We start from the raw sequence: 15,850 nt of genomic DNA, 5'->3' as shown, positions 1-15,850 counted from the left end.
TTGTTCGGAATTTTCTATTCTTCTTCTATCCATTCAAAATTCTTTACAATTTCTCGTTTTACATCCTTCTTATGTGCAGCATACAACTGAGTTGTTGTAACATTATCATGATCTAAAAGGTTTTGCACATCATAGATGGAAAATCCCTGCTGAATCAAAGAAGTAGCAGCAGTTGCCCTCAATTTATGAGGGCTATAGCCATAATCACGGCTTGTGCCCAAAGCCATTGCAGTATATTTTTTCACTAAATTTCGTATCGCCCTAATGGTCATTCTTTTATTCTGCAAGGATAAAAACAAAGCATCTTTATTGATTTCATCTAAAGCAGCTTCAGTAGGACGTTCCTTAATAATATATTCCTTGATGACCTTTTCACAGGTTTTGTTTAGGGGCATCAGCACTTCTTTACCACGTTTTCTATAGATTTTAAAATCTCCTCTATTAAAATTGAAAGAGGAAATATTCAGCTGCTGTAATTCGCTTACCCGTAATCCATAGGTAACAAAAAGAACGATAATAGCTTTATCCCTTAACTTCGTTTTTTCCCAATAAACCTTTTCCTTATCAGTAAAAGCTTCTCCTGTTTCTACAATTTCCAGCATTTTTGCTACTTCGTCAATTTCAAGACGTTTAATTGCATCTGGTTGAGGCTTAGGAAGGCGAATAGGGTTAAAGCCATCGGTAATATTTTTTTCAATAATTTCATCTCTAAATAAAAACTTAAATAATACAGATAAGGAAGATTTCTTTCTTGCTAAGGCTCTATTGTGGTTTTCCATAACTTTGATATACTCACTATTTTCCATCGTGTATCGTGAACAATAATCTCCTAAAAATCGATTGATATCTTTCGCATTGATTTTATTAAATTCCTCTATTGAAATGGTCTTAATAGTATCCGCTTGCGATAGAGAAGATTCTTTTACTAAGTATTTGCAAAAGAATAAAATATCTTCTAAATACGCTAGGCGGGTAGACAAAGCTACGCCATTTTTTAAATAGAGGAAAAAATCTCTCATAAAATCAGGTAATTGTCCCTCAATTTCCAAACATCTTTCTATTATTTGATTTTCTTTTAATACAATATTATCTGGTTTATCAGATTTATTATGTATTGATAGTTTGCTCTTCACTGTAAATCACCCCTTGCTAATATCTATTTTAAAGTGATAAGAGGATAAAGACAAGTAATATTAAAAATCTTAAATTTTAATATAAAAAAATTTTTATCACCTATATATTGACAATTTCAAAAAACTGATTTATAATAATTTTCATAATCGAATAAAAAATATCAGTTATCAGGTGCCTCTTTATGAAGAGGAGAATAGGAAATCGGGTTAAATTCCCGAACGGTCCCGCCACTGTAACCGAGGAGTCTCTTGCAATATGTCACTGTTTATGTATAAATAAATGGGAAGGCGCAAGTAGGGCTATGATCCGGAAGTCAGGAGACCTGCCTGGTAAGGAATGTATTATATGTGAATCATGGTAAAGTTCGCGGTCATATGACTGTGGACTTTTTTTGTTTTCAATTTTATAAAGGAGGAAGATAATATGACTTTATTAGAAAATGCAAGAAACGGTATCATCACTGATGAAATGAAGCAGGTGGCTATAGCAGAAGGCGTTACAGAGGAATTTATCCGCCAAGGAATTGCCAAGGGAGAAATCGTATTACTAGGAAGCAAGCACCACAAGGATGTAAGACCCGTTGCAGTAGGAACTGGCTTATCTACTAAAGTCAGTGCCAGCGTAGGAATACATGATAAAGATGATAGTATCGCTGGAGAAATAGATAAAATCATGGCTGCAATTGAAGCAGGTACCGATGCCCTTATGGATTTAAGTGTAAGTGGCGATATAGATGGTATGAGAAAAGAAGCTTTAGCGGCTACAACAAAACCTATTGGTACTTTACCTTTATATCAAGCTTTAGCCGATGCTAAGCAAAAAAGAGGCTCTTCACTAAAAATGACAGTAGATGATTTATTTGAAGTAATTGAAAAACATGCTGCTGAAGGAATAGACTTTTTAGCGCTACACTGTGGCACCACCATGGATATTGTTGCAAGAGCAAAGCGTGAAGGAAGAATTGATCCTTTAGTAAGCTTTGGAGGTGCTCATCTTATTGGATGGATGATTCACAATGAAGCAGAAAATCCTTTATATGAAAACTTTGATAGACTTTTAGAAATAGCAAGAAAATATGACGTGGTTTTAAGCTTTGCTGATGGCATGCGACCTGGATGTCTTGCAGATTCCTTAGACGGTGCACAGGTTCATGAGCTTGTCATCCTAGGAGAGTTAGTAACAAGGGCAAGGAATGCAGGCGTACAAGTAATGGTAAAGGGACCAGGACATGTTCCTATCGATGAAATAGAAACAACAGTAAAGTTACAAAAGAGTTTATGTAAAGGTGCCCCTTATTTTGTCTTTGGACCATTAGTAACGGATAGTGCAGTAGGCTTTGACCATATCAGTGCAGCTATAGGTGGTGCCATTAGTGCCTTTGCTGGTGCAGAATTTTTATGCTACGTTACCCCAGCAGAACATGTAGGCTTACCTAATAAAAAACAGGTTTACGATGGAGTAATTGCTTCTAGGATTGCTGCCCATGCTGCAGATGTCGCTAAGGGCATAGAAAAAGCTATTCAATGGGACTTAGAAATGTCACAAGCTAGAAGAAACTTAGATTGGGAAAAACAAATGGAATTATCCATCGATCCTGAGACCGCAAGAAGAATGTGGAAGGAAAGAAGTGATGATTTCTCCTCAGAGTGCACTATGTGTGGAAAATATTGTGCAATGAAGATTGTTTCACAATTTTTAAATAAAGAAAAGGCTACCGCTTAGAAAAGATAGGAATAAGAGTTTATGTAAAAGTATCTATAGATTAGCATAATGGTATTATAGGATATTAGAAAGATAACGACTTGAATATTTTTAAAAAAGCAAGTAAATCTAGGAGGGAAAAACATGAATCAAATAGAGGCGGCAAGAGCAGGTAAAGTTACAGAAGAAATGGAAATCGTTGCATTACAAGAGCAGGTAGAGGTCGAGTTTATCAGAAAAGGTGTGGCAGAAGGAAGAATCGTTATCCCTAAAAATAGAGTAAGAAACCGTTCTAAGTTATGTGGAATTGGTGCAGGCTTAGATATTAAAGTAAACGCTCTCATCGGTACCTCCAGTGATCGAGATCAAATGGATATGGAGATGAAGAAATTAAGAATTGCCGAGGAAGCAGGCTGTCACTCCTTTATGGATTTAAGTACTGGGGGAGATATCGACGGTATGAGAAAGCAAACCTTATCCTTAGCCAACGTAGCTGTAGGAAGTGTACCAGTATATCAAGCAGGGGTAGAAGCAATAGATAAAAAGGGCAGTATTGTAGGCATGACTTCTGATGATCTCTTTGAAACCATTGAAAAACAAGCAGCTGATGGCATGGACTTTATGGCGGTTCACTGTGCATTAAACTTCGATATTATCAATACGCTTCAAAAGACAGGTAGGGTAACTGATGTAGTAAGTAGAGGAGGTTCCTTCCTTACAGGCTGGATGCTGCAAAATCAAAAGGAGAATCCTTTATATGAAGAATTTGATAGATTGCTGAAGATTATGAAGGCATATGATGTGGTTCTAAGTATAGGGGATGCCATAAGACCAGGATCTACAGCAGATTCATTAGACCAATCTCAAATTAAAGGCTTAATGGTTGCAGGCGATTTAGTTAAAAGAGCCCTTGCAGCAGGAGTTCAAGTAATGATTGAAGGTCCAGGGCATGTTCCTCTAAACCATGTAAAGACCACCATGCAATTACAAAAAAGATTATGTCACAACGTTCCTTATTACATATTAGGCTTCCTGGCAACAGATATAGCCCCAGGCTATGATAATATCACTGGTGCTATTGGAGGTGCCTTTGCAGGAATGCACGGTGCTGACTTCCTTTGCTATTTAACACCTGCAGAACACTTAGGTTTACCTAATGAAGATGATGTAAGAACAGGGGTTATCTCTACAAGAATCGCAGCACAGGCTGCAAATATTGCTAGAAAACGTGGTCATGTTATCAACAACGAGCTACAAATGGCGAAGGCTAGAGTAGAAATGAACTTAGAAAAACAGCTTCAAACCGCCATTCATCCAGAAATATTAAAACAAGCGATGAAGGGTCAAAAAAATGAGGACCAGCACTGTAGTGCTTGTGGCGATGATGATTGTGCTATGCAGGTGGCAGCAAAATACTTTGGCATTGCATAAATAGTAAGAATCAAGAAAGGATGATCATTATGTGTGCTAAGTTAGCTGAAATTCTTCAAGGAATTCAACCAAGCAATAAAGAATGGGGACAAAAAGCGAAGGAATACTTAAATAATCTAGCAACCCCTCCAGGAAGTTTAGGAGAATTACTTGCATTGGCAGAACAACTGGCAGCAATTAAGGAAACCTTAAAGCCTTCCGTAAAAAATAAAATGGTTATCGTGATGGCAGGGGATCATGGGGTTGTAGAAGAAGGTGTCAGTGCTTTTCCTCAGGAGGTTACCCCTCAGATGGTGGCAAACTTTGTCAAGGGTGGTGCTAGCATCAATGTCCTATCAGAAGTGGTGGGAGCAAAGGTTGTTGTTGTGGATATGGGGGTAGCCGTGGATTTAACCGACTTTATTGAAAAAGGAAGCGTATTGCCCTATAAAATAGATTACGGAACAAAAAATATGACACAAGAACCGGCAATGACAAGAGAACAAGCTGAAAAAGCACTTTTAGCAGGTATTGAAGTGGTTAGCAAGATGATTCAAGAAAAGGGAGCAGAACTAATTGCCACTGGAGACATGGGTATAGGCAATACCACTCCCAGCAGTGCCATTGTATCGGTAATGACAGGAAAAACAGTTGCTGAAGTTACCGGTAGGGGCACCGGTGTAGACGATAAGGGTTTAGAAAATAAGATTCGTGCCATAGAAAAAGCAGTAAAAATCAACAAACCCGATCCTAAAGATGCTTTAGACGTCTTATCCAAGGTAGGAGGCTATGAAATAGCAGGAATTGCTGGAGTGATTTTAGGAGCAGCTTATCATAAGGTGCCCGTAGTTGTTGACGGTTTTATCTCTACTGCAGGAGCCTTAATTGCAAAAGGCTTAAATCCAAATGTGGTGGATTACATGATCGCTTCTCATAAATCTGTAGAAGTAGGTCATCAACATATGTGGCAGGAACTAGGCTTAAATCCTATATTGGACCTAAAATTCCGATTAGGGGAGGGTACTGGGGCCGCCATGGCGATGAATGTTGTTGAAGCTGCAGCCCAAGTAATCAATAAGGTACTTACCTTTGAAGATGCGGGAGTTAGTAAAGATGCTTAATTCCTTCTATGATCCTCAGAAATCTGGTGTCCAGTATTTAGAGGATTTGGCCTGTGGCTACTGGCACTCCCAAGTGATTTTTACTGCTATAGAATTAGAACTATTTAACTACATAGGAACAGAACAAAAAACTTTAACAGAGATCAGTCAGCATTATACCAGCAATGAAAATGCCATGGAACGATTTCTCGATACCTTAGTAGTATTAGGATTGCTGGTAAGATATGAAGCATATTATTATAACAGCCAGTTAGCTTCAGCCTATTTAATAAAGGATAAGGCATTGTATCAGGGGGATTCAATCTTATGGAGAAAAGCCTTATATGCTAACTGGCAGGACTTGAAGGAAACTTTAATCTGCGGAAAACGCCTGCACTATATCCCTAATGAGGATGAAGAGATCCTCAAGCAGAGGACAAAGAAATATATCAAAGCAATGGATTGTATCGCAAAGTCTAAAGCGAAGGAAATTACTAAATTCTTTGAAGGTGTTCATTTGGGAGGTACGCTCTTAGATGTAGGCGCCGGATCTGGTGCCTTCTCTTTAGCCTTTCTAGAGGATTTTAGCACCTTAAAGGCAACTCTTTTTGATTTAAGTTCTGTCATTGCTATAACCAAAGAAAATTTAGCAGATACCCAGCCTAATATCTCCTATCATCAAGGAAACATACTAGAGGATTGGCAATTACAAACAGAAAAATTTCATATTATCCTGTTGTCTAATATTCTTCATGCCTACTCCGAGAAGGAAGTAGAGCATATTTTAAACCAAGCGGCAAAATGGATTGATCCAAAAGGTTTCATTATCATACATGACTTTTTTTTGGAGCATTATTCCCTAAAGGCCCGATTATCTGACTTAAATATGATGGTCAATACCTACAACGGTAAGGTATTTGAAGGGGATTGGGTATGCAAACTATTAAAAAAACTCGGGTTTTATGATGAAGGGCTCCTTCCCCTGGAGAGCGATACAGCCCTTATCATTGCTTCAAAGAGTCAGGAGCTTTTAAAGAAAGTTCATAGAGATCAGAAACAATATCTGATGCTAAAACTAAAAAAACTTGGTTTTAGAAACCTACAGCTTCTCTCTACGGAGGATGTAGCTTTTACTGAGGTAGCAGCGGTAAAATGTCAATTTGGTTGTCAACACTATGGGTTAGGAAAGTGTCCTCCCAACAGCCTTCCTATAGAAAAAACAAAAAAACTTTTAAAAGAATTTAAATATGCTCTGCTGCTGGAGGGAGAACCCCCTACCAAAGGTTTCCAAAAAAAAATACTAAAAGCTGAAAAAGAAGCCTATCAGCAGGGTTTTTATAAAGCCTTTAGCCTTTGGGCAGGACCTTGTTCTTTATGCAGCCAGTGTGAGCCTAAAAGTTCTTGTCCACAGGCAAGGCCTTCCATGGAGGGTTGTGGTATAGATGTTTTTCAAACAGTGAAAAACTTAACAGGAAATCTTGAGACAGTAAAAAACAAAAATGACTATGTCAAATACTTTGGTTTATTATTATTGGAGTGATTACATGAAAGTATTATTTATACAAGCGATGTCTACAGAAACCAGCACCTCAGAAATGGTCTATCCTATAGGTATTGTCACTTTAGCTACCTTGCTTAAAAATGCGTATACAATTGATATTTTTGATATGAATATTCAAGAAGATCCCTTCAGCCAGTTAAAACAAAAGCTACAAAGTTATCAACCAGAAGTAGTTTGTGTTTCCCTAAGGAATATCGATCCGCTGGGAAATAAGATGAGCTCCCTCATTCCTCCCTTTGTAGCCACCATAAAAATGATCGCTGCTCTTGTACCTGAAGGAAAAATCATTGCAGGAGGGACTGGATTTTCTCTTTTTCCTAAAAGAATTATGGAGGAATTACCAGAGATCCACTACGGTATCATTGGTGAAGGAGAAAACACTTTACCTAAACTATTGGCAAACTTAGAAAATCCTTCTCACCTTAAAGGATTATGCTTCAGGGAAGCAGACAATGTCGTGGTATTAGATCCCTCTAGGGAGTTGGATATGGATTGTGATTATATTCAGCCAGATAGAAATTTGCTCAGTCCTGACCTTTATCGCCATAGAAACAGTTATGTGCAGGCTATGGGGGTAGAAACAAAAAGAGGATGTCCCTTTCATTGTAGCTATTGCGTGTATCCCAATCTACAGGGACGAAAACTTCGTTGCAGAAGCCCTAAAAAGGTAGTAGATGAAATCGAATTATTAAATAAAGAATTTGGTATTGAAAGAATACATTTTACAGATCCAGTGGTAAATATACCCAAGGGTCATATGGAAAGTATCTGTGAACTACTAATAGAACGAAATGTGCAAGTGAAATGGAGTGGATTTTTTCGAGAAGATTATTTAGATGAAAAGAATATGACACTTTTTAGAGATTCTGGATGTGAATGTTTCTCCTTTTCTCCCGATGGTCTTTCTCAAGAAGCCTTAGATGTTTTAGGGAAGGGTTTAAAGATAGAGGATATTATAAGGGCGGCAAAACTTTCTGCTAACACTGGGGTTCTCAGCGTATATCATTTTATGGTGAACGTCCCAGGAGAGAATGAAACCACCATAAAAAAGGGGATGGACCTCATTGATGAAATCTATGCTATTCATGATAAAACAAAAAGCTTAGGTACGATTGTTTTAAATAATGTCAGGCTTTATCCCGATACCCCTATTTATGAAATAGCTAAAAATCAAGGCATTCTTTCTCCTTCAACAGACTTGCTATACCCCGTTTATTACAATCCTGAACCTTTTAGTAGTATTCGACATCAACTAGAAACCTTTCACCTGTGTAAAAATATTTTTATGTGGCAGGAGTTGAAATAGAATGAGAGTCCTATTATTAGAACATCCTAGAAACATTGGAGAGGAGAATATCAATGATATCGCCAATGCACCTCTTTCCTCCTGCTTATTTACAGGATACATCGCAGGAGTCTTAAAAGAACAAAATCATCATGTGGATATCATTGAAGGTTATCTAGAGAGACGCTCCTATGAAGAAATCTATCAGATGATAAAAGAATTCAAACCAAAGGTATTAGGAATACATATGGTATATCAATGGAAGGCGGATGTAGAACTTTACCAGTTGTTAACTCAAGTGAAAGAAGAGGGCTTGGTATCCTATATTACAGCCTATGGTTATTACCCTACTTTTGCTTATGAAGAGATTTTTAGAGAGTGTAGCATCTTAGACACCATTATTCTTGGGGAACCAGAGATGACTTTTTTGCGACTTGTTGAAAAGTTAGAAAAACACAATACACATCATCAATTAAAGGGCATCGCCTATAGGGAAGCGACAAACAAACTACATATCCAGCACACTGAAGCCTTTGAAGACTTAGACAGCATCCCCTTTCCTGAAAGAACCGCTGCCTCCTTGTCTATAGGTGAAGTAAATATTATGGGTAGCAGAGGTTGCTATGGCAACTGTACTTTTTGTTATATTAATGCTTTTGTTGGCAGTGGTTGTTCTAAGTGGCGGGGAAGAAGTCCTGAAAACATTGTGGCGGAAATAGATGAAGTTATCGCCAAAACCGGTATGCGATCCTTTTATTTCACAGACCCTAATTTTTTTGGTCCAGGAAAACAGGGACAAGAAAGGGCCTTAAAATTAGCTTCTTTATTAAAACCTAGAAATATACAATTTGGTATAGAAGCAAGAGTAAATGATATTCATGATACCACTATCAAAGCTTTGGTAGAGGCAGGGTTAAAACATATTCTTATTGGACTTGAAAGTGGTAAAGAAGAAAGTTTGAAAAGATTAAATAAAATGACCACTGTAGAAGAAAACGAAAAAGCTTTAAAAATCCTAAGAAACAACGGCATAAAACCTAATGTGGGCTTCATCATGTTTGAACCAGATTCTACAATAGAGGATTTAAGAATTAATTATGATTTTTTAAAAAGAAATGAAATTCTCAACAGTCTTGATATTACCGTGAATGTTCTTTATCATCACCAAATTATTCTTCAGGGAACAAAATCCTACAAAGAGTTAAAACAGCAGGGGAGACTAAAGCTCTCTTCTTTGTCCACCTATGAGGGAAGTGCGGATTACAAAAATCCTCAAGTAGCACGATTTGCTGTCATTATGAGGGAAATTACAAATTGTATTTTTGGCTGCTATAAGACCCTATGGTGCAATGATATCTACAGCGCAGCAGGGATGAAGGAAAAGTATGACCAAGTCAATCGCATGTTGATTAACGTCTTTGAAGAAACATTAGCCCTATTAGAAAAGGGAAGTGTCATTGACGAGAGCTATAAATTAAACACTATCCAAGCTTCTAAAGAATACATTTACAGTAAACTAAGTTAACTTTCTCCTATTATAAATCAAGAAGCTTTCTTAAAGAGAGCTTCTTTTGTTTGTGCCGAAAGATAATTAATTATAAAACATTTCATTATTTATCTATGATAGTGCAAAAAAGCTTCAAAAATTTTACAGTTGAATAAAATGAAAAAACATTTATGCAAAATCCTGTTATAATTAAGTTCTCACACAAAACATAACAAGGAGATATGCATAAATGTTTCAGAACTCAATTATATCAAATGAGCTATCCATATACAATTTTTTTAAAAAATTAAAATTTGATTTATACCTGACTAAGCTTCAACTCAAACACCTAGAAAACACCATGAATGCTATGGTTTTAAAAGGATACAACGGATATAGCTATGCTTACTTCTCCAAAGCATAGAACTAGTATTTCAAGGTTTTTTTCTCAGAGTAAATGGAAAGAGGAACTATTAATGAACTCTTTAAAATTGGCAGTTATAGAGCTTATTTGGAGCAAGTCAAAGGAAACAAATAAACCCGTATACATGATTATTGATGATACAGTTTCTGAAAAAACTAAGCCCTCGTCAAAGGCTAAAAATATTATTGAAAAATGCTCTTTTCATAATTCTCATTTAAAAAGAAAAACTGTATATGGACATCAATTAGTGGTAGCTTTGCTTTCCTGTGATGGTTTAGTCTTACCCTATGCTATAAAAATTTACGATAAGGAGAAAATGAGCAAAATAGATATTGCTATAGACTTCATTTCCTCTTTACCAAAACCCATTAACAAAGGCTATGTGCTATGTGATAGCTGGTATAGCTGTAAAGCTATTTTTACAGCATCCCTTAAAGTCGGATATAGTTACATTGGAGCACTTAAAACCAACAGAGTCATCTACCCAAAAGGTCATGAGAGATTAGGGGCTAAACTACATAAGTTTGCTGCTGGCTTAGATAAAGATTCCTTTGACCTCGTCACAGTTAAAGGTGAAAAATACTATATTTACAACTATATTTACAACTATATTGGCAACTTAAATGATATGAAAAAGGTGTCCATAACATTAAGTTATCCAGAAAAGTCCCTTCATAAAGAAGGTGCTTTGAAAGCATTTATATCCCTAGACATATCTTTAAAGCCTTTGGATATTTTAACTCAATATACGGATAGATGGGTCATTGAGCCGTTTTTTAGAGACTGTAAAAATTACTTAGGACTAGATAGCTATCAAGTTAGAAGCCAAAGAAGTATTAATAGGTATCTTGTAGTAATGCTCTTAGCGTATACTTACTGTAAACTTTACTCTAAAGAAATCTTTCACTTTAATACTGGTCTAAAGCTAGCTCAAAAGGATTTGAAAAAATCTCAGGTTATTTGGATTTACTCTGCTGCAACCCAAGGTAAACCTATTGAAAAAATTTTTGAGGAGCTAAAAATAGCCTAGGAATTTATTTGCTTATTTAACTGTAAAATTTTTGAAGCAAAAATGCACTATTATAGTAATAACATTAAAATCCTGGTCCAATTGTTGAAATAATGATGTGCGCAATTATTAAAGCTAAAATTGCAGATATTAGATAAGTAACTGAAAATAATTTACGCCTCGTTATAAATAATAATATAGCAAAAACCACTATATATATTAAAATGCAAACCGTGTAGTTCCAAAATTCCAAATATTTTCTACCAAAAATTCTAATCATAAAATCCTGATTATTATTTGTAAAAATAAAAAATAAATGAAAATTGATTATCCCTCCTATAAATCCTAGTATTATTTCAACAATAAAACCCCAATATTTCTGCATTAAATCACTCCCTTAAATTAAAGCAAGCATCAGATAATGCTTCCTTAAAGCCTGTTTTAGATAATTTTTTTCATCTATACCATCCTAATGAAAGCTTTAAGCAATTATAGCATAAAAATCATGACTAGCAATGTAAAAAGTCCCAATTGAAGGACTATTTTACATTGCGGGCTATTGCAGCTATGTTCTAATTACCCCTATTATTGAAATTTCTTCTCCTTCTACATCAAGGGTAGATCGGGTTATAAAATTTAATAAATATGAAAAAGCTGGCGTGAAAGAATATTGGATCGTTGATCCGGAGGGTAAATACGTGAACATATTTACCCTGCAGGAAGATGGCCGATATGGAAGACCAGAGGCCTACACTGACATAAATAAAGTACAGGTTTCTGTTTTTCTTGACCTCATGATTGACTTATCACAAGTTTTTGCCTCTATTTAAGGGTATTCGGATTTGAGTATTGAAATCAAGAATAGAGTTGATATAACGTTTAATTATTAAATCGAATTACAATATTGAATCTGATATTCGATTAGGATATAGCGGTGCTATAGAATCAATTGAAAAGGTGGAATTTATGCGATTGAAAATAAAAGAAGAGTTATCGAATAAAAGCAGGTCACTTTTTTATCGCTAGAATGTTAGAATTACCAATAAAAGAAGTTAATATTATTGATAACGGCAATACTGGCGGTCAAGTTCTCTTAGATATGCCAAATATCCTTAAAGCAAGCCAAATAAAGAACATGGTCATGGTTAAATATGCGGGATTTATAACAGAAAGAATTTTAAACGGTGAAGCTTCAGATGGATGTATGGGATATGCTACATCTGATATGGATAGTGCTAATATTTTGTTGAGAAAATACGTTATTTTGACTGATGATTCTATTTCATTCACTGGATATGAAGATGAGTATATTAAAAATAAATGTATAGAATTATCTAAGTTATGGGGAAAAGAAGTTGAAGTATTATTGAGCGAGAATGAAAATGAAGTTAAAGAAATAGCTGAACAACTTATTGAAAAAAAGGTTATAAAGGTAGCGTAAGATGGACATCAACCTTCTTAGCAGTAAATGAAAAAATATGAAAATCGGGGTATTCAATACTCAAATCCGAATACCCTATTTAAATAAAAAGGGCATCAGGAGGTACTGATGCCTTAATTATTCTACAGGGAGATTGATAAAATGAAGGTAGTAGAACCCATTAGAGATAACAAAGTGATTAAAAATATGAGAGCTATTTTAAAAGGACAGTCTACACGTAATGAGCTTCTTTTTATTTTGGGCATCAATGTGGGTTTAAGGATTAGTGATACTCTTGGATTAACAGTTTCTGATTTAATTAAACCTAGTGGAAAAAGTGTTAAAGATTACGTCACTATTACAGAGAAAAAGACTGGCAAAACCAAAAAGTTTTATCTTGGAGATATTGTAAAGAAGGTAATCGAGAATTATCTAAAAGAATTTCCAGTTCTTGATATGAATAGTTATATTTTTAAGAGTCGTAAAGGAGAGAATAGTCCTATCACTAGACAACAAGCATATCGAATTCTTAATGGAGCAGCTGAATCAATAGGACTAATAGAAAGAAATGATAAGAGTGTGATAGTATCCGGAGAAATTGGTACGCATACGCTTAGGAAGACTTTTGGTTATCATGCATTTAAGAATGGAACAGATCTAGAATTATTAATGGATATTTTTAATCATTCTTCTAAATCTCAAACATTGAGATACATCGGGATAACAGAGGATCAGAAAAAAGATGTTTATTTGCAATCAAACTTAGGATGAAAGGAGATTATTGAATGGATTATATATTCAAGAGACCTGAGTTTACTGAATGGACTATCATAGTAAGGGACAGACGTTTTGATAAATACCAGGAAGAGCAGTATTTTGGACAAATAGGTGACTTCGAAGAATTTTCAGGAGTGTTTCGGACCGGTATGCGAGATGGAAAAGAGTGTGAGATGTTTACTCTGCTAGGTAGGAATGTTGACCATGCTTACTTATGGGTTAATATTTTCAAAAGTGGCGACATTGAGTATGTATCGCATATACCAAGCGTCATAAATATAGATAAAAGGAAGAAGCTTATAGAAATATTACCACTTGTATACTGTGGCTATGACAGTGAAGATAATACTTTTTACTTTAAATATATTGAGGAATATCAACCTACTTCTAATATCATAATAGAGTGAAGTGATTAGAAAAAAGTGCAAAGCAGATGGTTATAATTACCATTTACTTTGCACTTGGTGACAGGGATGCTCCCACTACCCCAAAATAGGGGTCTCGCCAGCAAAACCGACAAAACTCACTTTAAGCCATTTGAGTACAATATAACATAAATTATGTTGTACTTAATCATGCGAAATGATAAAATTATCGTAATGAGCGAAACATAATTTATTAAATTTTTGAATACTTTTAATGCAACATAATTTATGCATGAATTATGTTGTCTTTAAGAGAAAGGAAAATTATGGATAAGAAACATATCCATATAAATAACCTAGTCAGCATAGCGAAGAGAAAAGAATTAGAAATATTAAGCAATATACATTACAAAAACTTTTTCCATCCCAAGGATAGGATCAGGATAAAACATACATGTGGCAAGCTTAATACTTTGAAAATTAAAGATTTCTTAAAATATGTATGTACTTGTGAACCAGATACTAACAATAAGATTAGTAGAATTTGTACTTTATGTGAGAAACCTCATCGAGTAAGAAGTCAACTGTGTTCTAGTTGCAATGAAAAAAAGAAAGAAGTTGAAGTTAGCATAAGGAAATTAGTTTATTTGAAAGAGTATTATAATGTATAAATCCCATAACTAATAGGCAATTACCTTATGATATAGAAATACTTGGTAAAAATATCCTTATAGAAATTCAAGGGCAACAGCATTTAGAATTTATAGAGTATTTCCATGGAACCTTAGAAAATTTTCATTATCAACGAAGAAAAGACGATTTTAAAAAAAGATTTGCTGAAAAAAAGGGATATAAGTTTATATATATTTTTTATGATGAAATACAAAATGGAAAATTTAAAAACAAAGTATTTGAAACATTAGGTTTAAACTTACAAAATACAATAATTTGATGGAGGGATAAGGATGGAAAAAATTTTAGAGCAAGTATTAATGGAACTAAAAGAAATTAAAGAAGGTCAAGTTAAGATACAGGTAGATATCAATGCCATGAAAGAAGATATTGAGCAAATAAAAATGGACGGAAAAATTACAAAAGAGCAAACTGCTATTTTGACAGAATTTAAAACAGAAACATTTCAAAATATTTCTGATATCAAAGATACGTTAAAATTTCTATTACATAAAGAAATTGAAACAGAAAAAGAAATTTTTGCACTCAAGCAAATAAAAACAAAATAATAAAAAAATTATTTTAAAGGTAGTGGAAATACACTACCTTTTCTAGATATAGGAATTTAATATGAATAATTAGGGGTAATATTATGATTGAAATATTTAAAAACTGGTTAGAGAAAGAAGCTAAAAGTATAAATACTATAAAGAACTATACCAGACATGTACAGAACTATTTAAAATGGTTCTGCGAAAGCTTTGATACGCCTTTTACTAAGTTATACCGTGAGAATGTTTTAGATTATATGAGCTATATGTCAAATATAAAAAACTTAAAAGCAGAATCTATTAATGCGAAGTTAGCAGCTCTGAGTAAATACAATGAATTCCTTGTAGAGCAAAAAGTTCAAACAGATCTAGTTATCTCTAAAAAAGATTACATTAAGATTCAAAAGGAATATGTTAGCCCTGCTATTATTACAAAAATTGATGTAGAAGTCTTTCGTCAAAAAATATTGCAAAATAAAGATAAGCGAGATTATGCCATAGTTACTCTACTAGCGTACTCAGGTATGCGTATATCTGAAGCTTTAAATATCAAAGTAGATGATGTGAACTTAACTGCAAGAGAAATACTAGTGAGGTATGGAAAAGGTAAAAAGCAAAGATTAGTAATTATCAATGATAAGATATCTAATGCTATTAAAGAATACTTAAAGGAGCGAGAGCAACAAAAAAATAAAGATAGTGCCTATCTATTTATTAGCCGAGAATCCAATAAAGTAGATCGGTCTGTAATTAATCGTGTTTTTAATGAATACAGTGATAAAATTACCCCCCATACCTTAAGACATTTTTTCTGCTCCTATGCTCTGGAAAATGGATGGTCTACTCATGAAGTAGCTGCACAAGTTGGACATTCAAATATTCATACCACTATGCTGTACACTCATCCATCTAGGAGTGAAATAAAACGAAAGGCGAATCTATTGTAAAGGTTGTG

At 34.7% G+C, this 15,850-nt stretch carries 14 protein-coding genes, 1 pseudogene and 1 riboswitch; of the genes and pseudogenes, 13 read left to right on the top strand and 2 right to left on the bottom strand.

Annotation, left to right across the window (positions count from 1 at the left end; all coding sequences use genetic code 11):
- Positions 1–14 precede the first annotated feature (14 nt).
- Positions 15–1,133: a tyrosine-type recombinase/integrase gene (locus tag BJL90_RS15695; protein ID WP_070970073.1), complete on the bottom strand. Its 1,119-nt coding sequence runs from the start codon at positions 1,131–1,133 to the stop codon at positions 15–17.
- Positions 1,134–1,286: 153 nt separating this feature from the next.
- A riboswitch (cobalamin riboswitch) is annotated at positions 1,287–1,478 on the top strand.
- Between the two features lie 79 nt (positions 1,479–1,557).
- Between BJL90_RS15695 and thiC the strand changes: the two genes are divergently transcribed.
- The 7 genes and pseudogenes from thiC to BJL90_RS15660 form a co-directional block, all read left to right on the top strand.
- Complete coding sequence (thiC, locus tag BJL90_RS15690) at positions 1,558–2,856, top strand: phosphomethylpyrimidine synthase ThiC (RefSeq protein WP_070970070.1); 1,299 nt, start codon at positions 1,558–1,560, stop codon at positions 2,854–2,856.
- A gap of 123 nt (positions 2,857–2,979) precedes the next feature.
- A complete protein-coding gene (gene bzaB, locus BJL90_RS15685; protein ID WP_070970067.1) occupies positions 2,980–4,266 on the top strand; it encodes a B12 lower ligand biosynthesis ThiC-like protein BzaB in 1,287 nt (428 codons plus the stop codon).
- Between the two features lie 29 nt (positions 4,267–4,295).
- Entirely contained in the window at positions 4,296–5,366 is a 1,071-nt protein-coding gene (gene cobT / locus BJL90_RS15680) for a nicotinate-nucleotide--dimethylbenzimidazole phosphoribosyltransferase (protein WP_070970064.1), read from the top strand.
- The gene (locus BJL90_RS15675; protein WP_070970061.1) at positions 5,359–6,885 is read left to right on the top strand and encodes a DUF2284 domain-containing protein; all 1,527 of its coding nucleotides are present in this window, start codon (positions 5,359–5,361) and stop codon (positions 6,883–6,885) included. The genes cobT and BJL90_RS15675 overlap by 8 nt, the downstream gene beginning before the upstream one ends.
- A gap of 4 nt (positions 6,886–6,889) precedes the next feature.
- A complete protein-coding gene (bzaD, locus tag BJL90_RS15670; RefSeq protein WP_070970058.1) occupies positions 6,890–8,212 on the top strand; it encodes a B12 lower ligand biosynthesis radical SAM protein BzaD in 1,323 nt (440 codons plus the stop codon).
- A gap of 1 nt (position 8,213) precedes the next feature.
- Entirely contained in the window at positions 8,214–9,716 is a 1,503-nt protein-coding gene (locus BJL90_RS15665) for a B12-binding domain-containing radical SAM protein (RefSeq protein ID WP_070970055.1), read from the top strand.
- A 353-nt stretch (positions 9,717–10,069) separates the two neighbouring features.
- Positions 10,070–11,131: pseudogene (locus tag BJL90_RS15660) on the top strand (IS701 family transposase); the annotation flags it as partial.
- Positions 11,132–11,195: 64 nt separating this feature from the next.
- On the opposite strand, the gene BJL90_RS15655 reads toward BJL90_RS15660, so the two are convergent.
- Entirely contained in the window at positions 11,196–11,495 is a 300-nt protein-coding gene (locus BJL90_RS15655) for a hypothetical protein (RefSeq protein WP_070970053.1), read from the bottom strand.
- 145 nt (positions 11,496–11,640) lie between these two features.
- Here BJL90_RS15655 and BJL90_RS21575 point away from each other — a divergent pair, with 145 nt between their 5' ends.
- The 6 genes from BJL90_RS21575 to BJL90_RS15625 all read left to right on the top strand — a co-directional run bounded on the left by BJL90_RS21575 (position 11,641) and on the right by BJL90_RS15625 (position 15,842).
- Positions 11,641–11,940: a Uma2 family endonuclease gene (locus BJL90_RS21575; RefSeq protein ID WP_081562039.1), complete on the top strand. Its 300-nt coding sequence runs from the start codon at positions 11,641–11,643 to the stop codon at positions 11,938–11,940.
- A 197-nt stretch (positions 11,941–12,137) separates the two neighbouring features.
- Positions 12,138–12,551, top strand: a complete 414-nt coding sequence (locus tag BJL90_RS15650; RefSeq protein WP_070970049.1) for a hypothetical protein — start codon at positions 12,138–12,140, stop codon at positions 12,549–12,551.
- A 141-nt stretch (positions 12,552–12,692) separates the two neighbouring features.
- Entirely contained in the window at positions 12,693–13,301 is a 609-nt protein-coding gene (locus tag BJL90_RS15645; protein WP_070970047.1) for a tyrosine-type recombinase/integrase, read from the top strand.
- A 14-nt stretch (positions 13,302–13,315) separates the two neighbouring features.
- Positions 13,316–13,714: a hypothetical protein gene (locus BJL90_RS15640; protein WP_070970044.1), complete on the top strand. Its 399-nt coding sequence runs from the start codon at positions 13,316–13,318 to the stop codon at positions 13,712–13,714.
- A 923-nt stretch (positions 13,715–14,637) separates the two neighbouring features.
- Positions 14,638–14,913 carry a hypothetical protein gene (locus tag BJL90_RS15630; protein WP_070970038.1) on the top strand — a complete coding sequence of 92 codons (276 nt, stop codon included), beginning with the start codon at positions 14,638–14,640 and terminating at the stop codon, positions 14,911–14,913.
- An 83-nt stretch (positions 14,914–14,996) separates the two neighbouring features.
- The gene (locus tag BJL90_RS15625; protein WP_070970035.1) at positions 14,997–15,842 is read left to right on the top strand and encodes a tyrosine-type recombinase/integrase; all 846 of its coding nucleotides are present in this window, start codon (positions 14,997–14,999) and stop codon (positions 15,840–15,842) included.
- Positions 15,843–15,850 lie beyond the last annotated feature (8 nt).

The organism is Clostridium formicaceticum (assembly GCF_001854185.1).
GTDB lineage: Bacteria > Bacillota > Clostridia > Peptostreptococcales > Natronincolaceae > Andreesenella > Andreesenella formicacetica.
Note: the sequence above shows the minus strand (reverse complement) of the source record. Positions and strands in the feature narration are given on the sequence as shown.